At 63.8% G+C, this 21929-nt stretch carries 20 protein-coding genes; 11 read left to right on the top strand and 9 right to left on the bottom strand.

Going from position 1 to position 21929, the window contains the following annotated elements; genetic code table 11:
* Nucleotides 1–519 precede the first annotated feature (519 nt).
* Both phbB and ACYG9Z_RS11620 read right to left on the bottom strand, forming a co-directional pair.
* On the bottom strand, nt 520–1245 hold the full coding sequence (phbB, locus tag ACYG9Z_RS11625) for an acetoacetyl-CoA reductase (RefSeq protein ID WP_023698448.1): 726 nt from the start codon (nt 1243–1245) through the stop codon (nt 520–522).
* Between the two features lie 129 nt (nt 1246–1374).
* Nucleotides 1375–2559, bottom strand: a complete 1185-nt coding sequence (locus ACYG9Z_RS11620; RefSeq protein ID WP_023673832.1) for an acetyl-CoA C-acetyltransferase — start codon at nt 2557–2559, stop codon at nt 1375–1377.
* 302 nt (nt 2560–2861) lie between these two features.
* On the opposite strand from ACYG9Z_RS11620, the gene phaR reads away from it, so the two are divergent.
* The gene (gene phaR, locus ACYG9Z_RS11615) at nt 2862–3476 is read left to right on the top strand and encodes a polyhydroxyalkanoate synthesis repressor PhaR (RefSeq protein WP_023685813.1); all 615 of its coding nucleotides are present in this window, start codon (nt 2862–2864) and stop codon (nt 3474–3476) included.
* Between the two features lie 45 nt (nt 3477–3521).
* Here phaR and ACYG9Z_RS11610 read toward each other — a convergent pair whose 3' ends face one another.
* Both ACYG9Z_RS11610 and ACYG9Z_RS11605 read right to left on the bottom strand, forming a co-directional pair.
* Nucleotides 3522–3977, bottom strand: a complete 456-nt coding sequence (locus ACYG9Z_RS11610) for a GNAT family N-acetyltransferase (protein WP_031194243.1) — start codon at nt 3975–3977, stop codon at nt 3522–3524.
* Nucleotides 3978–4027: 50 nt separating this feature from the next.
* On the bottom strand, nt 4028–4447 hold the full coding sequence (locus ACYG9Z_RS11605; protein ID WP_023702797.1) for a rhodanese-like domain-containing protein: 420 nt from the start codon (nt 4445–4447) through the stop codon (nt 4028–4030).
* 89 nt (nt 4448–4536) lie between these two features.
* On the opposite strand from ACYG9Z_RS11605, the gene ftrA reads away from it, so the two are divergent.
* Complete coding sequence (ftrA, locus tag ACYG9Z_RS11600; RefSeq protein ID WP_023752866.1) at nt 4537–5529, top strand: transcriptional regulator FtrA; 993 nt, start codon at nt 4537–4539, stop codon at nt 5527–5529.
* Here ftrA and ACYG9Z_RS11595 read toward each other — a convergent pair.
* Entirely contained in the window at nt 5526–6665 is a 1140-nt protein-coding gene (locus ACYG9Z_RS11595; protein ID WP_023752867.1) for a citrate synthase, read from the bottom strand. The two genes, ftrA and ACYG9Z_RS11595, sit on opposite strands and share 4 nt — an antisense overlap.
* 93 nt (nt 6666–6758) lie before the next feature.
* Between ACYG9Z_RS11595 and ACYG9Z_RS11590 the strand changes: the two genes are divergently transcribed.
* The 9 genes from ACYG9Z_RS11590 to ACYG9Z_RS11550 all read left to right on the top strand — a co-directional run bounded on the left by ACYG9Z_RS11590 (nt 6759) and on the right by ACYG9Z_RS11550 (nt 17687).
* Nucleotides 6759–7847, top strand: a complete 1089-nt coding sequence (locus tag ACYG9Z_RS11590) for a citrate synthase/methylcitrate synthase (protein ID WP_023727618.1) — start codon at nt 6759–6761, stop codon at nt 7845–7847.
* Between the two features lie 385 nt (nt 7848–8232).
* Nucleotides 8233–9363, top strand: coding sequence for a patatin-like phospholipase family protein (locus ACYG9Z_RS11585; RefSeq protein ID WP_023727617.1), 1131 nt, complete (start codon nt 8233–8235; stop codon nt 9361–9363).
* 520 nt (nt 9364–9883) lie between these two features.
* The gene (locus tag ACYG9Z_RS11580) at nt 9884–11062 is read left to right on the top strand and encodes an efflux RND transporter periplasmic adaptor subunit (protein WP_023752868.1); all 1179 of its coding nucleotides are present in this window, start codon (nt 9884–9886) and stop codon (nt 11060–11062) included.
* Nucleotides 11063–11129: 67 nt separating this feature from the next.
* Nucleotides 11130–14300 carry an efflux RND transporter permease subunit gene (locus ACYG9Z_RS11575; protein WP_023752869.1) on the top strand — a complete coding sequence of 1057 codons (3171 nt, stop codon included), beginning with the start codon at nt 11130–11132 and terminating at the stop codon, nt 14298–14300.
* 96 nt (nt 14301–14396) lie between these two features.
* On the top strand, nt 14397–14555 hold the full coding sequence (locus tag ACYG9Z_RS11570) for a DUF3309 family protein (protein WP_023702789.1): 159 nt from the start codon (nt 14397–14399) through the stop codon (nt 14553–14555).
* Nucleotides 14556–14903: 348 nt separating this feature from the next.
* Nucleotides 14904–15320, top strand: coding sequence for a DOPA 4,5-dioxygenase family protein (locus ACYG9Z_RS11565; protein ID WP_023712827.1), 417 nt, complete (start codon nt 14904–14906; stop codon nt 15318–15320).
* Nucleotides 15321–15850: 530 nt separating this feature from the next.
* Nucleotides 15851–16459, top strand: a complete 609-nt coding sequence (locus tag ACYG9Z_RS11560; RefSeq protein WP_023752870.1) for a hypothetical protein — start codon at nt 15851–15853, stop codon at nt 16457–16459.
* On the top strand, nt 16456–16848 hold the full coding sequence (locus tag ACYG9Z_RS11555; RefSeq protein ID WP_023693628.1) for a phage holin family protein: 393 nt from the start codon (nt 16456–16458) through the stop codon (nt 16846–16848). Before ACYG9Z_RS11560 ends, ACYG9Z_RS11555 begins: the two co-directional genes overlap by 4 nt.
* Nucleotides 16845–17687 (top strand): DUF3618 domain-containing protein, encoded by an 843-nt coding sequence (locus ACYG9Z_RS11550; protein ID WP_023752871.1) that lies wholly within the window; start codon nt 16845–16847, stop codon nt 17685–17687. The genes ACYG9Z_RS11555 and ACYG9Z_RS11550 overlap by 4 nt, the downstream gene beginning before the upstream one ends.
* 276 nt (nt 17688–17963) lie before the next feature.
* Here ACYG9Z_RS11550 and ACYG9Z_RS11545 read toward each other — a convergent pair whose 3' ends face one another.
* The 4 genes from ACYG9Z_RS11545 to ACYG9Z_RS11530 are packed head-to-tail and all read right to left on the bottom strand — an operon-like array spanning nt 17964 to nt 21861.
* Nucleotides 17964–18209 carry a MoaD/ThiS family protein gene (locus ACYG9Z_RS11545; protein WP_023712829.1) on the bottom strand — a complete coding sequence of 82 codons (246 nt, stop codon included), beginning with the start codon at nt 18207–18209 and terminating at the stop codon, nt 17964–17966.
* A 48-nt stretch (nt 18210–18257) separates the two neighbouring features.
* Complete coding sequence (locus ACYG9Z_RS11540) at nt 18258–20522, bottom strand: xanthine dehydrogenase family protein molybdopterin-binding subunit (protein ID WP_023752872.1); 2265 nt, start codon at nt 20520–20522, stop codon at nt 18258–18260.
* Nucleotides 20519–21001, bottom strand: coding sequence for a (2Fe-2S)-binding protein (locus ACYG9Z_RS11535; protein ID WP_023684040.1), 483 nt, complete (start codon nt 20999–21001; stop codon nt 20519–20521). Before ACYG9Z_RS11535 ends, ACYG9Z_RS11540 begins: the two co-directional genes overlap by 4 nt.
* On the bottom strand, nt 21001–21861 hold the full coding sequence (locus tag ACYG9Z_RS11530) for an FAD binding domain-containing protein (protein WP_023752873.1): 861 nt from the start codon (nt 21859–21861) through the stop codon (nt 21001–21003). The genes ACYG9Z_RS11535 and ACYG9Z_RS11530 overlap by 1 nt, the downstream gene beginning before the upstream one ends.
* Nucleotides 21862–21929: the final 68 nt, after the last annotated feature.

Raw genomic sequence — 21929 nt, 5'->3', positions numbered from 1 at the left:
TCGGCGACGAATCAGTGACTCCGGTAGATTCAGCTTTTGTTCACGGCTACATGTGGATTTTGCGAGCCTGAGTCTCACCATATGCTGAATCGCGGAAACTGGCCCGATTCCTGCAAGGCGACCATTGGCGTTAACCTTTGCCGGCGGGGCATCGTCGTGATCCGATACGCCTCGGCCAACATTATGAAATTGTTGAATTTTCTTAATCGGCCTTAACCATTTGCCGGTGATTTTCGGCCTTGGTCGTTAACGTTGCGCTCAAAGCCGGAACGAATCGGCTATGAATCAGCGATGGCGGGATTTTCCTGGTTTGTTCACCCCAACATGTTGTGTTATCCACAGCTTGTCCACCGAGAATTCACAGCTTGCGAACCGGGTTTTGCACAGGGCGCCTGGAAATCGTTAATCTTTGCGTGCCGGAACGGGTCAATGTCTAGCGCGCAGCCCGGGAACATCGCCGGCCGGCGATGAAAAAACGGGCCATAAGCCGGCCCGTCCTACCGGGCGAAATGCTGTCGTTCAGGCGAAATACTGGCCGCCATTGGCTGTGATGGTCGAACCGGTGATGAAGCCGGCGTCTTCGGAAGCGAGGAAGACGACGCAACGCGCGATCTCTTCCGGTTCGCCGAGGCGGCCGACCGGAATCTGCGGGATGATGCGTTCATTCAGCACCTTCTCGTCGATCGCCTTGACCATCTCGGTGGCGATGTAGCCGGGGCAGATGACATTGACTGTGATGCCCGCGCGCGCGCCCTCCTGCGCCAGCGCCTTCGAGAAGCCGATGTCGCCGGCCTTTGCGGCGGAATAGTTGACCTGGCCGGCCTGGCCTTTCTGGCCGTTGATGGAGGAAATGGTGATGACGCGGCCGAATTTGCGGTCGCGCATGCCGCCCCACAGCGGATGCGTCATGTTGAAGACGCCAGACAGATTGGTGTCGATGACTTCCTTCCACTGCTCGCGCGTCAGCTTGTGGAACATGGCGTCACGGGTAATGCCGGCATTGTTGACCAGCACCGAGACCGGGCCGAGATCGGCCTCGACCTGTTTGATTCCGGCGGCACAGGCGTCGTAGTCGGCGACCGACCATTTGTAGGCCTTGATGCCGGTTTGTGCGCTGAACTTCCCCGCTGCCTCGTCATTGCCGGCATAGTTGGCTGCAACGGTGTAACCGGCATTCTTCAGGCCGATCGATATGGCGGCGCCGATGCCGCGCGATCCACCGGTGACGAGCGCTACTTTGGTCATTGAAAGTTCTTCCTCCCTTTGGTCGGAAGAAGGGAATAGGGAATAGGGAGTAGCGAGTAGGGATCGATATCCCGCCGCGCTGCTCCTTCTTCCCCATTCACTACTCCCTATTCACTACTCACTTCTCTTTCACAGCGCTTCCACGCACAGAGCGACGCCCATGCCGCCGCCGATGCACAGCGTGGCAAGGCCTTTCTTGGCGCCGCGGCGGCGCATCTCGAAAACCAGCGTGTTGAAGACGCGGGCGCCCGACGCGCCGATCGGATGGCCGATGGCGATGGCGCCGCCATTGACGTTGACGATCGACGTATCCCAGCCCATGCCCTTGTTGACGGCGCAGGCCTGCGCGGCGAAGGCTTCATTGGCCTCGACAAGGTCGAGGTCCTTGACCGACCAGCCGGCCTTCTCGAGCGCCCGCTTCGACGCGGGTATAGGTCCGGTGCCCATGATTGCCGGATCGACGCCAGCCGTCGCCCAGGATGCGATGCGCACCAGCGGGGTGATGCCGCGCCTTGTGGCTTCAGCCTCGCTCATCAGCAGCGCGCCGGCGGCGCCGTCATTGATGCCCGACGCGTTGGCGGCGGTCACGGTGCCGTCCTTGTCGAAAGCCGGCTTCAGCTTGGACATGGCGTCGATGGTGGCGCCGTGGCGGATGTACTCGTCCTGGTCGACGACAGTGTCGCCCTTCCTGCCCTTGATCGTGAAGGCGACGATCTCGTCCTTGAACTTGCCGGCCTTCTGCGCGGCCTCGGCCTTGTTTTGCGAGGCGAGCGCAAACTGGTCCTGGTCGTCGCGGGTGATCTGGAACTGGCGGGCGACGTTCTCGGCGGTGTTGCCCATGTGGTAGCCGTTGAAGGCGTCCCACAACCCGTCCTTGATCATGGTGTCGATCATCTTGTAGTCGCCCATCTTGACGCCGGCGCGCAGGTGCTCGGCGTGCGGCGACAGCGACATCGATTCCTGGCCGCCGGCGATGATCACAGTGGCGTCGCCGGCGGCGATCTGCTGCATGCCGAGCGCGATGGCGCGCAGGCCAGAGCCGCAAACCTGGTTGAGCCCCCAGGCGGTGGTCTCCTTGGGCAGGCCGGCATTGATCGACGCCTGGCGGGCGGGGTTCTGGCCCTGCGCGGCGGTCAGCACCTGGCCGAGAATGACCTCGTCGACTTCGCCCGGCTCGACGCCGGCGCGCGCCAAAAGCTCCCTGATGACGACGGCGCCAAGTTCATGCGCCGGGGTGGCGGCGAAGGCGCCGTTGAAGGAGCCGACAGCCGTGCGTGCGGCGCTGGCAACGACGATTGAATTGGAAGCGGACATTTTTCTCTCCAGACTTCGAGGTGTCGTGTTCTTGGGGGCTTGTTGGGACTTTTCTTGCCCGTTCCACACCCCAAGTCAAACCGGAAATGGGCATGCCGGCCAAGCGCCGCAAGCAGGGCGCGAGCGGCCGGCGCGATCGCCCAACCTTTGCTGCGCAGCATAATTGGCCGGCCATGCAGCAATAAATGATGCCGCACTGCACAAAGCGCTTGGAATTATAGAGCTTTTGCGCATATCCTTAAAAATGGCGCAATCGTTACCGGCGGCTTACTCAGGCGCGCCGGTGTCCCGGGAGGATGCTGATGGCCGCGAAAGACGACCCTATCATTATCAAGAAATATGCCAATCGCCGGCTCTACAATACCGGCACCAGCACCTATGTGACGCTCGAGGATCTGGCCGAGATGGTCAAGAAGGGCGAGGAGTTCACCGTCCAGGACGCCAAGACCGGTGACGACATTACCCATCCGGTGCTGACGCAGATCATCTTCGAACTGGAGAACAAGGATGGGCAGAACATGCTGCCGATCCCGTTCCTGCGCCAGTTGATCGCTTTCTATGGCGACCAGATGCAGCAGATCGTGCCGAGCTTCCTCGAACAGTCGATGATGGCCTTCTCCAAGGAACAGGAGCGGTTCCGCGAGCAGATGAAGGGCGCGATCGGCAAGTCGCCGCTGGATGTGATGAAGATCGCCACGCCGATCAAGGCGCTGGAAGAGCAGACACGCCGCAACATGGAAATGTTCCAGAACGCGATGCGCCTGTTCACGCCCTTCCCGACCGCCGCCACAAATGCTGCGGCCGCGGCTGCACCCGAGCCGGCCCGCAAGGATGTCCCGGAAAAGAGCGGCGACGACCTTCAGGAACTGAAGCAACAGATCGCCGCCATGCAGCGCAAGCTCGACACCATGTCGTAAGCGACCGCCGCATGGTCGACCGCCCTCAGTTGGTCGAGGCGGCCGTCACGGGTCGATTTTCAGCTGCCACGGTTCCCAGATATCGTCGGGCTGGCCGTCGAGCGAGCGGTAGAAGGCTTTGGCCGGCGAGTTGGATTTCAGCACCGTCCATTTGATGGCGGAGGCGCCAATGCTCAAAGCGTGTTGGCGAAGCTGTTCAACAAGCGCATGGCCGACCCCCATGCCGCGCGTCGCTTCAGTGACGTAGAGTTCCTTCAGCCAGACAACCGGCTTCAGGTCGTAGGTCCAGGGGATGAGGTAGTGGACGGCGATGCCGACGATCACGCCCTCTCGCTCCGCCACCAACACGCCGAACCGGGGCGATGGCCCCAGCCCGTGCTCGATGAGGTTCGCTTCGGTGACGCGAAGCTTGTCGTCATAACCCTCGAAGACAGCTAGCGCCCGCATGAGGGCGAGCACCGCACCGACATCCTGGCGCTCGAATGGACGAATTCTAACCATCGCCTTCTGCATGCTTGCTCAGTCTTCAAGGCCGACCATATCGCGTGGCCTCACGCGTGCAAGACACCGGGCTCCTTGCCTGAAGCGAAAGGAAGGTCCTCGTCCTGCCAACCGGTTATGCCGCCGATCATGATCTTCACGGGACGACCGAGGCTGGCCAGCTTGAAGGCCGCCTGATCCGCGCCATTGCAATGCGGTCCCGCGCAATAGACGACGAACAGCGTCCTTTCGGGCCATTGCACCATCCGCCCGGCCGATATTTCGCGGTGGGGCAGATGCAGCGCGCCCGGCACATGGCGGCGTCCATAGGCTTCCGGCGAACCGACCACATGCAGGAGAACAAAGTCCGGCTCTCCGGCACGCAGTGCGGCGGCGACGTCGGAACAGTCGGTCTCGACGGAAAGCCGGCGCAGAAAATGGTCGCGGGCGATATCCGGCGATGCCGCCGGAATGTCTGTCACGTGGCTCATCCTCGTATCTCCATTGCTGATGCGACGGATAGATAAGACAGGAAGCAGGGCGATTGCAGCTGGCAGCTTTGCCATATATCGTCAAGATCATGCCATCCTCTGCGAATCCGCGCCCTGCCAACCCTCTTGTCGTTGCCGTTGCCTATGACGGGCTGTGCACGTTCGAGTTTGGCGTGGCGGTTGAGATCTTCGCCTTGCCCCGGCCGGAAATGGGTGAGGATTGGTACCGTTTTGCGGTTGCCGGTATTGATACCGGTGAAATGCGCGCGCTGGGCGGCGTGCGTATTGTTGCCGACGGCGGGATCGATCTGATCGGCCAGGCCGGCACGGTGATCGTACCGGGATGGCGCGGAACGGAGGCTCCGGTGCCGCCGGCGCTGATCGAGGCGCTTCGAAAGGCACACGAGCGCGGCTCTCGCATTCTTTCGATCTGTTCGGGCGTGTTCGTGCTTGCCGCCGCCGGCCTGCTGGCGGGCAAAAGAGCGACCACGCATTGGCGCTACAGCGAGAAGCTGACGGAGATGTACCCCGACATCACCGTGATTCCGGACGTTTTGTACATCGATGAGGGCAATGTGCTGACATCGGCAGGCAGTGCCGCGGGCATCGATCTTTGCCTGCATCTGGTTCGGCGCGACTTCGGCACCAAGGCTGCAAACATGGTGGCGCGCCGTCTGGTCGTGCCGCCGCATCGCGACGGCGGCCAGGCGCAGTATGTCGAGAGTTCCGTACCCGAGCCACATGAGCGCAGCCGGCTTGGACCGTTGATCGACAGGATGCGCGCCGATATTTCTGCCGACTATCCCGTCGCCATCTTGGCCGAGCTTGCCGGGATGAGCGAGCGGACGTTCCTGCGCCGGTTCGCGGCCGCGACCGGCGTCACGCCGGCGCGCTGGCTGCTGTCGGAACGGCTTTCGCGGGCGCGCACGCTGCTGGAAGACACCGCCATGCCGATCGAACGGATTGCCGAGACCGCCGGCTTTGGCGCGGCAGGCACGTTGCGGCATCACTTCCGCCGGCAATTCGCCACGACGCCCGTCGCGTACCGTGCGCGGTTCGGGAACACGGCCAGGTCGGCTTAAGTCACGCGTCCCTCATAGCGGCCACGCGGCCTGATGATGCTGCCGCTAATGATCTGTTCGACCATATGCGCGGCCCAGCCGACACTGCGTCCGAGCGCAAACAGCTGGAACGGTGCATCGCGCGGCAAGCCAAGGCCGCGCGTCAGAGCGGCCAAGGCGAAGTCGATGTTGGGGTGCGCGCCGGTCGCCGCCATGGCGGCTTTTTGCAGCTGTTGCAGCGTCTCGTCGACAGGGATGACTTCCAGAAGTGCGGTGGCACGGGGATCGCCGTCGGGATAGAGCGGATGGCCGAACGCCGGCAAGGGCCGGTCATGGCCGAGCCAGCGCCGGATCGCCGCATCCGCGCCGTGGGCTGCTGCATCTTCAGCCAGTTGCATCGCCGCTTCGCCGGCGCCACCGTGGCGCGGGCCGGACAGCGTTGCCAAGCCGGCCAGCAGGCATGCGGCAGGCGAGGCGCCTGTGGACGCTGCGACGCGGGCGGCAAAGGTCGATGCGTTGAGTTCATGATCGGCGAGCAGGACGAGGGCGCAGCGGATCGCTTCCGCGCCGGCATCATCCACCGACCAGCCCTGCGCCAGGCGCTTATGGACGGGCGCTGTGCCGGCTTCAGCGCCCAGCGACTGCGCCAGCGCTCCGACTGTGCGCGCGGCCTCGGTGCACAGCGAGGCGGCGCTGCGTCCGAGCGAAGGCCGCCCGTGGCCTGCAAGCATGGCAAGCTGCGCAAAGGCCGAGGCGCGGCCGACTGGATGAGGCGCTTCAGATGACGGAGCTTTGAAAGCCACCGGTTCAGGCGAGGCCCAGAGCACAGCAGCGGTTTCCTCCAGCGTCGCCGCTTTGGAAAGCGCAACGGCGTCTTGCCCTCGGTAGATGAGGCGCCCGTGCAGAACGGTTGAAATTGCTGTTGCGATCGAGGGTTCGCCCCAGGCGATCGCACTCTCGGCGATGGCCGAGGGACTGCGGCCGCGCGCCCGGCGGGTCGCCAATGCCGCGATGTCGTCGGCGCGGTACTGGCTGCGGCGCGGGTCGCTCTCATCCGGCCGCATGCCGATGCGGCCACGGCTGACATAGGCGTAGAGCGTCTGCGGCCGGACCTTGAGCCTTTCCAGCGCCTCTTCCCGCGACAGCCATTCGGACATTTTCAGCCCATACATTGATTATATTGATCAAGATTGATCGAGGCGCAGCCTAACCCTTATCTCCCATGCAGAAAAGCTGCAAGGAGATGAGATATGGCGAACGGGCTCGATGATGTGGTGGCGGCGGAGACCGTGCTCTCCGATGTCGATGGCCTTGGCGGCCGCCTGACGATCCGCGGTCATTCGCTGCCGGAATTGGCGGGACGCTGGCGCTATGCGCAAGTGGTTCGCCTGTTGCTCGACGGCTTCTTCGACGGCCTTCCCGGCGATGCCGAACTGGCAGCGAGGCTGGGCAAGGCTCGCGTCGAGGTGTTCGAGCGGCTTGCGCCCTCGCTGCCGCTGCTCGCACCGCTTGAGATCTATAGCGCCATGCGCGCCGGCATGGCGCTGCTGCCGGATGGCGAGACACCGACGGACGCCTTGCGGCTGATCGCGGCGCCCGCCGTGCTGACGCCGGCTCTGCTGCGCGTGGCGCGTGGCGAGCAGCCGATCGCACCTGACGCGAAGGCCGATCATGCCGCCGACATGCTGAGGATGCTCGAGGGATCCGTCCCGTCGCCGGCGCTGGCAAGGGCACTCGACACCTATCTGGTGACCGTCTGCGATCACGGCCTCAACGCCTCGACCTTCGCCACCCGCGTCGTCGCATCGACGCTGGCCGGTCTGACATCGTCGGTGCTGGCCGGGCTCGGCGCGCTCAAGGGGCCCCTGCACGGCGGCGCGCCCGGCCCGGTGATCGAGATGCTCGATGCAATCCAGGCGCATGGCGACGCGGCCGGTTGGCTGCGCGAGAAGGTCGCGCATGGCGAGCGCATCATGGGTTTCGGCCATCGTATCTACCGCGTGCGCGATCCGCGCGCCGATGTACTGAAAGCCGTCGTGCGGCAGCTCGGCAGCGAGGGCGAAGCCGGCCGCCGCCTGGCCTTCGCCGAACAGGTCGAGCACACGGCGCTCGAAGTGCTGCGGATCGCCAAGCCGCAGCGCTCGCTGCAGACCAATGTCGAGTTTTACACAGCGCTTGTGCTTGAGGCGGCTGGCTTTCCGCCACAGGCGTTCAGCAATGTCTTTGCCGCCGGACGTGTCGCCGGCTGGATCGCCCATGCGCGCGAACAGCAGACGACGGGGCGGCTGATCCGTCCACAGTCGCGCTATGTCGGGCCGGTGCCGGACCTCGTGGCCTGAGGTTCCAAGTTCAGATTGTTGCGAAGAGGACCCCACCCTAGCTTGCCGGGGCGAGCCACGAATCTCGCCCGTCCTTCGGACCCCCACAAGGGGAGGGCAGCTGGCGCGCGCCGCCGAAACGTCGGTGGTTTGCTGAGATCAGCGTCTACCAAGTCTCCCTCCCCCTTGTGGGGAGGGATCAAGGGTGGGGGTATTCGTAGGGCGAAGACCTGGGCGTGGAGGACCATTCCCCATGACCAAAATTTCATGTGATCACGCGACCGTGTTCGTGTTCTTGCCTTGGTCATCCCTTATATGCTGCACTGCAATATAAGTCCGCTGCCGTCGAACCCGCCCGATTTCCGGGCGGAATGAGGCAGCAGCGACCAAACTGAACAGGAACGCCATGACCAAAAACGGCAAGGCGGAGGAAACGAAGAAGATCAACATTGCGCTGCAGGGAGGCGGCTCGCACGGGGCTTTCTCCTGGGGCGTACTCGACCGGCTGCTGGAGGATGGCAGGCTCGACATTTCAGCCGTGTCCGGCACCAGCGCCGGCGCGATGAATGCGGTGGCGCTGGCCGATGGTTTTGTGCGCGGCGGCGTCGAGGGTGCACGGCAAAAGCTCGACGACTTCTGGCGCGCGGTGGCGGCCAAGGGCCGCTTCAGCCCGGTGCAGCGCATGCCGTGGGACGTCGCCTGGGGCAACTGGTCGATCGAGAACACGCCCGGCTATTTCTTCTTCGACACCATGTCCCGAGTGTTTTCGCCCTATGTCGCCAATCCGCTGGGCTTGAACCCGCTGCGCGACGTGGTCGAGCAGGAGATCGATTTCAAAAATGTTCACGCCTGCAAGTCGATGGAGCTGTTCATTTCGGCGACCAATGTCGAGACCGGCCAGCTGCGCGTCTTTTCCGATGGCGAGATCGACCTCGACACGGTGATGGCCTCGGCCTGCCTGCCGCAATTGTTCCGCGCCGTCGAGATCAAGGGCGTGCCCTATTGGGATGGCGGCTATGGCGGCAATCCGGCGCTGTTTCCGTTCTTCAAGACGGCGGCGACCGAGGATGTGCTTTTGGTGCAGATCAATCCGGTGGTGCGCGAGGGCACGCCGAAAAGCGCCAACGAAATCCAGAACCGCATCGACGAGATCACCTTCAATGCCGGGCTGCTGAACGAATTCCGCTCGATCGCCTTCGTCAAGGAGCTGATCGCCGCCGGCCGGCTGCCGCCTGGCGAATACCGCGACATCCGCATGCACCGCATCGATGCCGACGAAGCGTTCAAGGATCTGTCGGCGTCATCCAAGGTCAACGCCGAATGGGCTTTTTTGACCTATTTGCGCGACCTTGGCCGCATAGCGGCGAGCGACTGGCTGGAGGAGAATTACGACGCCGTCGGCAAGCGGCCGACGCTCGATCTTTCCGGCGAACTCGATGACGGCTTCAAACCGGTGCGCGGGCCGGCACCGGGACGGCGGGTGAAGGAATTCCTCGCCGCCCGCAAGAAGCCGGAGGCGGAACGCCGGCGGGCCTGAGTCCGCCCGGATCGATCAAGACGATCAGCGAAGTGTTCGGCAAATCGGAGTAGCGCCGATGACTTTCCGTCCCGGAACAACCGTTGCGTGTGACGGTATACAAAATCATACTGACGCCTGCTGCCATTCACTGAGTGGCTACGCAGGTCGCGCCCACATTTGAGCGTCAAAAACTAGTGGGGGCACAGGGTGATGTCAGCGCTCGTAACGCCTTGAAAACAAGTCGGCTCCAGCATCCGTGCGGCGCCGGGGCTGTGGTTCCGCCGCCTGACGGGGCGCTGACAAAACCGTTTCCCGTTGGCCACACTACATCGCCTGGCACACTGTTCCTGCAACTTTTCGACTGTATTGCGATGCAACTTTGATGTAGAAGCGCGGCTTCGCCGTTCACGGCAAATTGAACACGGCCTGGCGCGCACCCATATCGGCGACGCGCCCGAGTTGGAAGACACGGTAGCTGTTAGACGACGGACTCCTGTTGGATAACGACTTGGCCGAACCCCGCAGTGGAAAAACAATGATGCCGAAGATCAGGTTTCACAAGCTTGCCGCTATTGTCGTGCTCATCGGCTTCGCCGCCTGGATGGGAACAGGCGCGTTCTCGTCGGTCGGCAGCGCCGCTGTCGAAGGTGCTGGCAAGGCAGGCGATCAGGCCAAGCCGGGCGATCAGGCCAAGGCGCCGGATGCAGCCAAGGCGGCCGAGGCCGAACCGAAGGCGCCGCTGCGGACCGTCGCTGTGGTGACGCCGCCGCGCAAGACCTATGCCCGCGCCATCCGCATTTCCGGGCTGACCGAGGCCGACAAGCGCGCCGTGCTGGCGACGCGCGTCGCCGGCGTCATCGAAAAGCTGCCGGTCAAGCAGGGCGATCACGTCAAGACCGGCGACCTGGTGCTGATGCTGGCGGCCGAAGAAAAGATCTCGATGGTCGACAGTGCCAAGCAGCTCGTCGCGCAGCGCCAGGCTGAACTCGACGCATCGCTGCGGCTCATGAAGACCGGCAATCTGCCCAAGCTGCAGCTCGACACGGCGCGTTCGAACCTGACCGCTGCGCAGTCGCAGCTGGAAACGGCGCAGGCCGAACTCGACCGCAATCAGGTCAAGGCGCCCTTCGACGGCGTCATCGACCGGGTGCCGGTGGAGCTCGGCAGTTCCATCATGCAGGGCGGCGAGGTGGCAACCATCCTCAAGCTCGATCCGGTGATTGCGCGCGGTGAAGTCAGCGAACGCGACCTCGGCTATCTCAAGCTCGGCGACAAGGCTGCTGTGCGGCTGGTCAGCGGCCAGACCGTCGAAGGCACCGTGCGCTACATCAGCCGCGACGCCTCGTCGGCCACCCGAACCTTCCGCGTCGAGATCGCCGTCCCCAATGCCGATGGCTCCGTGCCGGCGGGCATGACGGCCGAGATTTCGCTCAGCGCGCAGCCGACCGATGCCGTCATGTTGCCGCGCTCCGTGGTGACGCTGGGCGACAAGGGCGACCTCGGCATCCGTGCCGTCGACAAGGACAACAAGGTGGTGTTCTTCCCGATCGACCTGGTCGACGACTCGCCGAAGGGGCTCGTGCTTGGCGGCATTCCCGCCGATGCCCGCGTCATCGTCGCCGGCCAGGAATTGGTCAAGGAAGGCGACGTCGTCAAGCCGGTCGAGGCCGACCAGGCGACCATCCAGAAACTGTTGGGCGAAGCGACAACGCAGTAGCGCCGGAGCGGCCCCGGCCGGAGCCGTCCCCGCCGCAATGCGGCTCCTGAAATCTTGAGAACAGGCCATGGATATCGTCAAACTCGCGATCAACAATGCCCGGCTGACCATTGCGGTGCTGGTCTTCCTGCTGCTGGCGGGCTGGGTCGCCTATCAGTCGACACCGAAGGAAGCGGAACCCGACGTTCCTACCCCTTATGTTTATATAAATGTCGCCTATCAAGGCATTGCGCCCGAAGACGCTGAAAGACTTCTGCTTAGGCCGCTGGAGGCAAAGCTTAAGAGTCTTAAGGGGTTAAAGGAGATGAAATCATCCGCCTATCAGGGCGGCGCCTTTGTCTTTCTTGAGTTTCTGCCGTCTATAAAAGTCGACACCGCGGTGACAGATACACGCTCGAAGGTTCAGGACGCGAAGGCTGACCTGCCCCAAGCGGCAGAAGAACCGGTTGTTACCGAGGTCAACATTTCCGAGTTTCCCGTCCTGGTCGTCACGCTGTCCGGCGATGTGCCCGAGCGTGTGCTTACGGCGGCGGCGCGCGAACTGCGCGACCGCATCGAGGAAGTACCGGGCGTTCTTGAGGGCACCATACAAGGCGCGCGCGACGATCTTGTCGAAGTCGTCATCGACCCGATGAAGCTGTCCTCCTACGGCCTGCAGCTCGACCAGTTGATCGGCGCGGTCGGCGCTTCCAACAGCCTGGTCGCCGCCGGCAATATCGAGGGTTCGGAAGGCAAATACGCGGTCAAGGTGCCGTCGCTGATCGAAACACCAGAGGATGTGGCGTCGCTGCCGGTGGTTGCCGGACCCAATGCCGTCGTCCAGGCCAAGGACATCGCCACGATCCGGTCGACCTTTGCCGATGCCACGACCATCACCCGCCTCAACGGCAAGCCGGCCATCGCCATTGAAGTCAAGAAGCGCATCGGCGCCAATCTGATCGACACGCTGGCCAAGGTGCGGGAAGTGTCCGACGCCTACGTCAAGACCATGCCGGAAGGCATGAACATCACCTACACGCAGGACAAGTCTGTCTTCGTCAACCAGCTGCTGGGCGACCTGCAGAACCACGTGATGATCGCCGTCATCCTGGTGTTCATCGTCATCCTCTATGCGCTGTCGGGCCGCGCCTCGCTGCTGATCGGGCTTGCCATTCCGTCATCCTTCCTGATCGGCATCCTGCTGCTTGCGATGATGGGCTACACGATCAACATGATCGTGCTGTTCAGCCTTATCCTGGCGGTCGGCATGCTGGTCGACGACGCCATCATCGTCACCGAATTTGCCGAACGGCGCATGGGCGAAGGCATGCCGAAGGCGGAAGCCTTCACGCTGGCCGCCAAGCGCATGGCCGGTCCGGTCATCGCCGCGACCATGACCCGCATCGCGGCGTTTTCGCCGCTGCTGTTCTGGCCCGGCATCATCGGCGACTTCATGAAATACATGCCGATCACGCTGATCGTCACGCTGTCGGCCTCGATGCTTTATGCGCTGGTGTTCGCGCCGACGCTGGGCGCGCTTTTCGCCAAGGCGCCGGAGCATCACGAGGAACACAATCGCGACGGCTGGTACATGGCGCTGGTCAAGCAGGCGGTGCGCTTCCCCATCACTGTGCTGGTGCTCACAGCCGTGCTGCTCACCGGCGTCGGCTTCGCCTATTCGAAGTATGGCGCCGGCGTCGAGTTCTTCCCCAGCGTCGAGCCCGATTACGGCCTGCTCTATGTGCATGCCCGCGGCAATCTCTCGCTGGCCGAAATGGATACGGCGACCAGGATCGCCGAAAACCGGCTGCTCGGCTGGCCCGGCGTCAAATCGGTCTACACCCGCGTCGGCAAGACGCAAGGCGGCGGCCAGGACGTGCCGGAAGATGTCGTCGGCGTCATCCAGTATGAGTTCATCGACTGGCGCGAGCGCAAATCGGCGAACCATATCCTGGATGAGCTGCGCACCGTCATGGCCGGCATTCCCGGCGTCGATGTCGAGGTGCGCGTGCCGGAGGCCGGTCCTCCCACGGGCAAGGCGGTGCAGCTCCGGCTTTCGGCCATCGATCCCAAAGGGCTCGACGACCAGGCCCGTGCGGTCGCGGCGCGCATCGCCAAGGTGCCCGGTGTCATCGACGTTTCCGACGGCCTGCCGCCGCCCGGCGTGGACTGGGCGCTCGAGGTCGACCGCGCCAAGGCGGCGCAGTACGGCATCAGCCCGACCGCCGTCGGCACCGTGGTGCAATTGGTGACCAATGGGTTGAAGCTGTCCGAGTACCGGCCGGCCGGCGCCGACGATGCCGTCGATATCCGCCTGCGCCTGCCCGAAGACCGGCGCACGCTATCGACGCTCGACGAGCTCCGGGTGCAGACCGCGCAAGGCTCGGTGCCGATCTCGAACTTCGTCGTGCGCAAGCCGGAGCCGACCGTCGGCATCCTCAACCGCATCGACGGCGCCCGCACAGTGGTCGTCCAGGCCAACGTCGCCGCCGGTAACCAGGTTGCGGCGGTGCAGGCGGAGGTGACCAAGGCGGTCACCGACATGAAGCTCGACAGCGGCATACGCTGGAAGCTGGCGGGGTCGAACGAGGACAGCGCCGAAGCCAGCGCCTTCCTCGGCAAGGCCTTCGGCGCGGCGATCTTCCTGATCTTCCTGGTGCTGCTGATGCAGTTCAACAAGTTCACCAGCGTGCTTCTGGTGCTGTCCTGCGTGGTCATGGCGACGATCGGTGTGTTCCTGGGGCTGCTGCTGACCGGCGAAGCCTTCGGCATCGTCATGTCGGGCATCGGCGTCATCGCGCTGGCCGGCGTGGTGGTGAACAACAACATCGTCTTGATCGACACCTATGACCGGCTGCGCGAAGAGGGCTGGGACAAGATGGAGGCGGTGCTGCAGACCTGCCGCGAACGTGCCCGTCCGGTGGTGCTGACGGCGGTCTCGGCCATCCTTGGCGTGCTGCCGATCGCCTTTGGCCTCGGCCTTGAAATCTTCCATCACGAGACGACGATCAACGCGCCGTCGACGCAATGGTGGATTTCGCTGTCCTCGGCCATCGTCTTCGGCCTGTCCTTCGCCACGCTGCTGACGCTGGTGGTGACGCCGTCCATGCTGATGATCTTCACGCGCAGCAAGAACAGCCGCTTCTACGCCTTTTTCCGCCGGCTGTTCGGACGCGACAAGAAGCCGAGTGCGCCCGCAGGGCCAAGACCGGGTCCGCTCGACGAGCCGGCAATCGCCTTCCCCAAAGCCGCGGAATAGCCCAGCTTTCCCCAGGCAGACAAAAGGCCGTCCGGAACAACCGGGCGGCCTTTTGCATTGTCCCCTCGCATCTGAAGAGCAAAGCGAGGGACTCTTATGACCGTCAGCACCATTCTCATCATAGTTCTGATCCTGATCCTGATCGGCGCCGTACCGGCCTGGCCGCATTCGCGCTCCTGGGGTTATGGGCCGTCCGGAATAGTCGGCGTTGTGCTTGTGGTGCTGCTGATCCTGGTGCTGATGGGCAGGGTTTGATCGTGGCAGGAGACCTCTGCGATCAGCGTTTCCTCTCCCGATGAAGCGCTGGCAATAAGCACACGGCGGTGCCAACCCCCACTCCGGCCGCTGCGCGGCCACCTCTCCCCATGTCCATGGGGGAGAGGAAATGCCAAGCTTTTCAAGGCAGCGACCTCGGCGGTTAGCATTTCCTCTCCCCCACGAATGTGGGGGTAGAGGTGGCTCGGCGAAGCCGAGACGGAGTGCGGGAGCGCCATATGCGATTGGCCCGAAATCGAGATGACGAGCACACGCTGTGCCCCCTTGGCCACCCCGCACCCTTGCGTATACGCTGCCCGCACGACAATCACCGAGGGAGCCATCAAGGTGAACACCGCCAGCCCGCCAAGGCCTCTCGCCGAGATCGCCAGCTATCACGCCCACATCTACTATGACGGGCAAGCCGAGCGGCAGCACGCCGAATGGCTGCGCCTGCGCATCGGCGAACGCTTCCGCGTGCGCCTGGGCAACTGGCGCGACGAGCCGGTCGGCCCGCACGAACAGGCCATGTACCAAGTCTCCTTCGCCACCGAGATTTTCGCCACACTCGTCCCCTGGCTGATGCTGAACCATGGCGGCCTGAGCATCCTCATCCACCCCAACACCACCAACCCCAAGCGCGACCATCTGGTCGATCCGATCTGGATCGGGCGGCCGCTGGGGGTTCATGGCGAGGTGCTGGGTGAAGAGGATGAAGCGGAAGAGGCGCTGGAGGTGAACACGGAGCCGACGCTGGGGGCGTAGGGAGGCGTTCTGCAAAGTAGAGACTTGGCCTTGGAGACGCGTTCGCCAGTAGCCTAGCTCAGGCATGCATGACAAGCCGCTTTGCCCCTCAAGCCGTATCCTATGCCTTCATCATTGCTTCGTTGAAGGTGCCGAACCAGCGCGGGGCCGTTGGAGCGACGGACCGTCAATTGATGGCAAGGGAGAGTTCTCCTTGGTCGCCGGTACGCCGAGGCGGGGTCGCCGAATAGGCAAAGATTGCAATAGAGGAGGCAGCCGGCACTCGTTCCCGCAGGGTCGGGCGCACCCGTTCGGACGGAGCAACTGGCGCTCCGCACGAGGGACAGGGCAACTCACTGGTGACTGGGTGCGTGCCTGACGAAGCTCTTCGTTTCGGCTGAGATAAATGCTCTCACTTACGGAACATCGCAGGTTCGTCGAAGTTGGAAAGCTACGGAGGACGTGCACATGAACAGTGTAATCTATCTTATCGGCCTTATCGTCGTCGTGCTCGCGGTCCTCTCCTTCCTCGGTTTTCACTAGGTGGCCTCATGCAGCATGAGAAGGATCAGGGCGGACAGCCCACCGAATTCGACAAGGCGCAAAGCGACGTCTCCGAAAGACTTCGCCAGGAAAATGAGCGTGCCAGCGAGTTGCTTCACGACGCGCGGGACGAGGTGACCCGTAAGGCTGGCGACTATGCATCTGAAGCCACGCAGGTCATCTCCGACAAGGCGGAGGAGGCGCAGCGCGACATCGGATCGAGCTTGGCGGCGTTGGGTGGTGCACTGCGAGCGGCCAGCGATCACCTTGCCAGCAACGATGAAAGGAACGCATCGAAGTTCGCTTTGGATGCTGCCAGTGGCCTTGAGCGGCTTTCATCGTCCTTGAAACAGAAGCCCTTTAGCCAAGTCCTTGATGACGTGCAGTCCTTCGGCCGGCAAAATCCCGGTGTCCTGCTTGCGGGATCGGTGTTGGCCGGATTGGCTCTCGGGCGGTTCATCAAGGCTTCTCCGCCGGCAACGCCCGATTCTGAGGCCGCTCCGGGAGGCCTCAGATCACACACCGATCAGCCACAGGGTTGGTCCGCTGATCGTCCACAAGATTTTGGCGTGGTCGGCGATGATGGGGCCACGCAGATCGCGGAGCAGGACAGATGAACAACCAGGACAATCCCAGCCTTGCCGGGCTAGTCACCGATTTGGCCCAGAATGTCACCACTCTGGTGCAAACCGAGGCGAGGCTGTTTCGGGCCGAGCTCTCTGAAAAGCTTACCAAAGCCGGAGCAGGTGCCGCGGAAGTGCTGGGCGGCGCGATTTGCCTGCTCGCCGCGCTCTTGGTGTTGCTGCAGGCGCTCATTATCGCGCTGACGCGGGCAGGGCTTGGCGCGGGGTGGTCTTCCCTGCTGGTCGGTGTGGTCGTGGCGGTCCTCGGCGTCATCCTGCTGCGGACCGGGACGGCCAGCATGGCGCCTTCGGAACTTACCCCCGACCGGACCCAGGGACAGCTCAAGCGCGACGCGAGCGCGATTAAGGAACAGGTGAGATGAACGAGAAATCCGCAGCCGAACTTGAACGCGAGGCCGAGGCTGCTCGCGCTCGGGTGATGGAGACCGCCGAATCCATTCGAGGCAAGATGACGCCTGGACAATTGCTGGATGAGTTCACCGGGCTGTTCTCGGGAGGGGAGAGCGCGGCCATGCTCAGCAATCTCAGAACGCAGGTCCGAGATAATCCTTTGCCGGTCACCATGGTGGGCGCAGGTCTGGCCTGGCTGATGTTCGGCAGCGGTACCTCAAACACCGCCCACCGTTCGGCTGGCTATCCATTGCCTTCAGCGCCAGGACGACATGATGTAGCAGGGGAGCGCGGCGGCTTGGGCGGCACGCTCTCCGACGCCGCGGAATCGCTCTCCTCGAGCGCTGCCAGCGTCGGCGACACCATATCGAGCACCGCAAGAGCCGCTGCGGCGGGTCTGACGGGAAGCGCTGCCAATGCAAGCTCGACGACTGGGGACATGGCGGCGAAAGCCAGCCGCTCCGCGCAAGATCTGTTGGAGGATCAACCCTTGGCCGTAGCGGCCGTCGGTCTCGCCATCGGCGCCGCTATAGGTGCAATGCTGCCCCATACCGCAACGGAGGACGAGCAACTAGGCGCCTATGGCGACAAGCTTCGCGATTCCGCCGAAACTTTGCTCGACAGGGGCCTCGATGAGGCCAAGCAGGTCGCCGCCGACGCCTATGAGACCATCAAGCAGGAAGCTGGCCGGCAAGATATGGAAGCAGACACGATAGCCGATCAGCTCGGCGAGATCGTGAAGTCCACAGCAGACAAGACCGAGCATGCCGTGCGCGAACGAATTTCCGATACGTCTCAGCGCCAAACCTAGCTTGATGATCCTGGATCAACGATAGCCGGCCTCTCCAGAAAGGGGCCGGTGTTGTCCGTCAAACGGTGACCCGCTCGAGTCACTTCAGAGCCGTGTGCGGACTGATGTCCCTTGTCGATAGTAATCCAGCGGATCAGGTTCTCTGGATTGTTGGCCAACCCGCCGCCGATAAGACGCGGTCAGCAAAACTGGCATCTAGGCGAGGACCGACATTGCACTTGAAGTTCGCAGACCGAGGATGCCGGTCCGCTCTGGGACGTAGGGCGACACCCCCCGTCACCCCCCAGCCAACCGCGGCAGCAGAAAAATCTCCGCCCCCTGCGGCAGTTCCTTCGACCACGTATCGCGATAGATGGTCCCGTCGATCGCCACCGCGATGCCCTTCTCGATCCAGGGCTCGATGCCGGGATACTGTTCAGCCAATTTCCTGAACAGCTCCCTTATGTCCTTGGCTTCGACCTCGACCTTGCTCTGGCCGCCGGCGAGCTGGCCGAGCGCGCCCCAGAGCGTGACTTCGACCATCAGAGCCTCATTGGAGCGTGTCCGAAACCGCTGCGCACTTTAGCCCCCTCATGCTCCCCGTTCCGCCTCGATCGCGGCGAGGACCCTTGGCGGCGACATCGGGATGTGGGTCATGCGCACACCGGCTGCGTTCGACACTGCGTTGGCGATCGCTGCCAGCGGCGGCACGATCGAGGTTTCGCCGACGCCGCGCACGCCATAGGGGTGGTTGGGGTTGGGGATCTCGAGGATCTGCGTGTCGATCATCGGCAGGTCCGAGCAGACCGGGATGCGGTAGTCGAGGAAGCCGGCGTTCTGGAGACGCCCATCCTTGCCGTAGATATACTCCTCGTTGAGCGCCCAGCCGATGCCTTGCGCGGCACCGCCCTGGTACTGGCCCTCGACATAGGTCGGGTGCACCGCCTTGCCGGCATCCTGGATCACCGTGTAGCGGATCACCCTGGTCGAGCCGGTATCGGGGTCGACCTCGATGTCGCATATATGGGTGGCGAAGGAGACGCCGGCGCCGTCGGCGACGAGCTCGCTGTGGCCGGCGATCGGGCCGCCGGTCTTGCCGGAAGCCGCGGCGATCTCCTTCAGCGACAGGGCTGCAAGATTGCCGTATTTCTCGCCCTTGGCGATGGCGTGGCCGTTTTCCCAGACCACGTCGTCGACGGGGATGTCCCACGTCTGCGCCGCGCGCTCACGCAGGATCTTGATGGCGTTGCGGGCGGCCGAGATCGTCGCCATCGAGGACGAGAAGGTGCCGCGGCTGCCGTCGGTCATGTCGTTGTAGCCAAGCGAGGAGGTGTCGGCGACCACCGCCTTGAGCTGGGCATAGTCGATGCCGAGCTCCTCCGCCGCCACCAGCGACAGCGAGGCGCGCGAACCGCCGACGTCCACCGTGCCGACGGCCAGCGACACCGAGCCGTCCATGCCGATGTTCAGGTCCACGCAGGTCTGACCGCCGAAGTTGAACCAGAAGCCACAGGCCATGCCGCGGCCCTGGTTCTTGCCCAGCGGGGCCTTCATGTGCGGATGGTGCTTGGCCGCCTCCAGCGTCGGGCCGATGCCGATCGGGCCGTAGACCGGACCGTAGGAGGAGCGGGTGCCTTCCTGCGCGGCGTTCTTGATGCGGAACTCGACCGGATCCATGCCGAGTTCCTTGGCCAGCTCATCCACAGCGCTTTCCACCGCGAACGCCGCCATCGGTGCGGAGGGTGCGCGATAGGCCGCGGTCTTCGGCCGGTTGACCAGCACTTCGAAGCCGACCGTCTTGACGTTATCGAGCTTGTAGCAGGCGAAGGCCGTCATGGCGCCGATCTCGGCCCATGTGCCGGCATAGGGGCCGCTGGTGTAGCGCAGCGTCGCTTCGGCGGCGGTGATGGTGCCGTCCTTGCGGGCGCCGATCTTGACGTCGATCGAGGTGGCGCTGGTCGGACCCGAGGCGCGGAACACCTCGTCGCGGGTCATCACCAGCTTCACCGGCCGTCCTGCCTTGCGCGACAGAGCGAGTGCCACCGGCTCGGCCCAGACATGGGTCTTGCCGCCGAAGCCGCCGCCGATCTCCGAGGAGGTGACGCGCAGCTTGGAGGCTTCCAGCCCGAGCAGTTGCGCACAATGCTGGCGGTAGACGAAATGGCCCTGCGTGCAGACCCAGAGGTCGGCGGTGCCGTCGGACGAGACGCTCGCCACGCAGGCATGCGGCTCGATATAGCCCTGATGCGTCTGCTCGGTCTTGAAGGAGCGCTCGACAATGACATCGGCGTGGCCAAAGCCCTGATGGACATCGCCATGGCCAAACTGGCTGCGCTTGGTGACGTTGGACGGCTTTGCCGGCTTTTCCTCGAGACCCTCGGTGAAGATCGTGTCGTTGATCAACGGCGCGGTGTGCTTCATCGCCTCGTCGACATCGGTGACATGCGGCAACAGCTCGTACTCGACCTCGATCAGCTTCAGCGCCTGCCTGGCCGTGCGGGCATCGACGGCGGCGACCGCGGCCACGGCGTGGCCGTCATAGAGCGCCTTGCCGCGCGCCATGCAATTGTCGAGGACGTCGTACATGGCGGCGTCGCCATCGGTGAGATCGGGCAGGTCGGCGGCGGTGATCACCGCTTTCACGCCGGCGAGCTTTTCCGCTTTCGAAGTGTCGATCTTGAGGATCCTGGCATGCGCATGTGGGCTGCGCAGGACACGCCCGACCAGCTGTCCCGCCATGTTGAAGTCGGCGCCGTAGCGGGCGCGGCCCGTCACCTTGTCGACGCCGTCGGGACGGATAGGCCGCGTGCCGACGGAGGAGAATTTGCGGCCCGAAAAGCGTGGATCGAAGTTCATGCGTGCGCTCCCTTCATCACATTGGCCGCGTCCTGGACCGCGCGCACGATCTTGTCGTAGCCGGTGCAGCGGCAGAGGTTGCCGGCGAGGCCGAAGCGGATTTCTTCCTCGGTCGGATCGGGGTTCTTGGCCAAAAGGTCCTTCGCCGCGATCAGGAAGCCCGGCGTGCAGATGCCGCATTGCAGCGCTGCATGCTCAAGGAATTTCTGCTGCAGCGGATGTAACTGATCGCCATGCGCCATGCCCTCGACGGTCTCGATATGCCGGCCTTCGGCTTCAGCGCCGAGCACCAGGCACGAGCAGACCAGCCGGTTGTCGAGGATGATCGAGCAGGCGCCGCAGTCGCCCGTGCCGCAGCCTTCCTTGGCGCCGGTCAGCCCGAGGCGATCGCGCAGGACGTCGAGCAACGTCTCGTCGGGCTGGCAAAGGTATTCGACGTGATCGCCGTTGATTGTCGTTGAAACTGCTACACCGGCCATCATTTGCCTCCTGCGCGTGCGTAGGCGGTCGTCGCGGCCCGTCCGGCCAGCACGCCCGCAACTTTTCGTCTGAACTCGATCGTTCCGCGCTTGTCATCGATGGGGCGGCAGGCCCCGGCGCAGACCTTGGCGAGCCGCTCAAGTGCCGCCTCATCCAGCTTCCTGCCGATGAGAGCCTCGGCTGCTTCTTCCACCAGAAGCACGGTCGGGGCCGCGGCGCCCAGCGCGACGCGCGCGGCCGTGATGACGCCATGCTCGTCGAGCGACAGCTTCACGCCGGCGCTGACCACGGCGATGTCCATCTCGGTGCGCGGAATGAACCTGAGATAGGCGTCGCCCGAACGCGGCTCCCGCTTGCCGAGCAGGATCGCCTCGACGATCTCACCCTTGGTGAGCGAGGTCTTGCCGGGCCCGATCGGCACGGCCTCGACAGGAATGGTGCGCTTGCCCGAGGGACCGGCAACCACGGCCTTTGCGGCGGCGGCCACCAAGGCCGGGACGCTGTCGGCGGCCGGCGAGGCGTTGCACAGATTGCCAACGATGGTGCAGCGGCCCTGGACCTGTTTCGAGCCGATCAGCTTCGACGCTTCGACGACACCGGGCCAGGCCTTCTTCAGAACCGAGCTCTCGCCCAGGACGGCGCAGGGGACGGTGGCGCCGATGCTGAAGCCGTCGGCCGTCTCCCTGATCTCGCTCAAGCCCTCGATCGCCTTGATGTCGACGATCAGGTCGGGATCGACAAACCCGCCCTTCATCCGAACGAGGAGGTCACTGCCTCCAGCGAGAATGGCTGATGTGCCGGAAGCGTCGGCCAGCAGGCCAACGGCGTCTTCGATTGAAAGCGGACGTATGTAACGCATCGTCTCCCCTTGGTGATGGTGATCTCGCCGACCGTTATAAACAGTCTCCTCATAATGACCATCCGGTT

Source organism: Mesorhizobium sp. RSR380A, from assembly GCF_054719385.1.
Note: the sequence above shows the minus strand (reverse complement) of the source record. Positions and strands in the feature narration are given on the sequence as shown.

Bases quoted from the DNA above. Each gene is read 5' to 3' on its own strand.
- phbB (WP_023698448.1), bottom strand. From the start codon at position 1,245: ATGACCAAAGTAGCGCTCGTCACCGGTGGATCGCGCGGCATCGGCGCC.
- ACYG9Z_RS11620 (WP_023673832.1), bottom strand. From the start codon at position 2,559: ATGTCCGCTTCCAATTCAATCGTCGTTGCCAGCGCCGCACGCACGGCT.
- phaR (WP_023685813.1), top strand. From the start codon at position 2,862: ATGGCCGCGAAAGACGACCCTATCATTATCAAGAAATATGCCAATCGC.
- ACYG9Z_RS11610 (WP_031194243.1), bottom strand. From the start codon at position 3,977: ATGGTTAGAATTCGTCCATTCGAGCGCCAGGATGTCGGTGCGGTGCTC.
- ACYG9Z_RS11605 (WP_023702797.1), bottom strand. From the start codon at position 4,447: ATGAGCCACGTGACAGACATTCCGGCGGCATCGCCGGATATCGCCCGC.
- ftrA (WP_023752866.1), top strand. From the start codon at position 4,537: ATGCCATCCTCTGCGAATCCGCGCCCTGCCAACCCTCTTGTCGTTGCC.
- ACYG9Z_RS11595 (WP_023752867.1), bottom strand. From the start codon at position 6,665: ATGTCCGAATGGCTGTCGCGGGAAGAGGCGCTGGAAAGGCTCAAGGTC.
- ACYG9Z_RS11590 (WP_023727618.1), top strand. From the start codon at position 6,759: ATGGCGAACGGGCTCGATGATGTGGTGGCGGCGGAGACCGTGCTCTCC.
- ACYG9Z_RS11585 (WP_023727617.1), top strand. From the start codon at position 8,233: ATGACCAAAAACGGCAAGGCGGAGGAAACGAAGAAGATCAACATTGCG.
- ACYG9Z_RS11580 (WP_023752868.1), top strand. From the start codon at position 9,884: ATGCCGAAGATCAGGTTTCACAAGCTTGCCGCTATTGTCGTGCTCATC.
- ACYG9Z_RS11575 (WP_023752869.1), top strand. From the start codon at position 11,130: ATGGATATCGTCAAACTCGCGATCAACAATGCCCGGCTGACCATTGCG.
- ACYG9Z_RS11570 (WP_023702789.1), top strand. From the start codon at position 14,397: ATGACCGTCAGCACCATTCTCATCATAGTTCTGATCCTGATCCTGATC.
- ACYG9Z_RS11560 (WP_023752870.1), top strand. From the start codon at position 15,851: ATGCAGCATGAGAAGGATCAGGGCGGACAGCCCACCGAATTCGACAAG.
- ACYG9Z_RS11555 (WP_023693628.1), top strand. From the start codon at position 16,456: ATGAACAACCAGGACAATCCCAGCCTTGCCGGGCTAGTCACCGATTTG.
- ACYG9Z_RS11550 (WP_023752871.1), top strand. From the start codon at position 16,845: ATGAACGAGAAATCCGCAGCCGAACTTGAACGCGAGGCCGAGGCTGCT.
- ACYG9Z_RS11545 (WP_023712829.1), bottom strand. From the start codon at position 18,209: ATGGTCGAAGTCACGCTCTGGGGCGCGCTCGGCCAGCTCGCCGGCGGC.
- ACYG9Z_RS11540 (WP_023752872.1), bottom strand. From the start codon at position 20,522: ATGAACTTCGATCCACGCTTTTCGGGCCGCAAATTCTCCTCCGTCGGC.
- ACYG9Z_RS11535 (WP_023684040.1), bottom strand. From the start codon at position 21,001: ATGGCCGGTGTAGCAGTTTCAACGACAATCAACGGCGATCACGTCGAA.
- ACYG9Z_RS11530 (WP_023752873.1), bottom strand. From the start codon at position 21,861: ATGCGTTACATACGTCCGCTTTCAATCGAAGACGCCGTTGGCCTGCTG.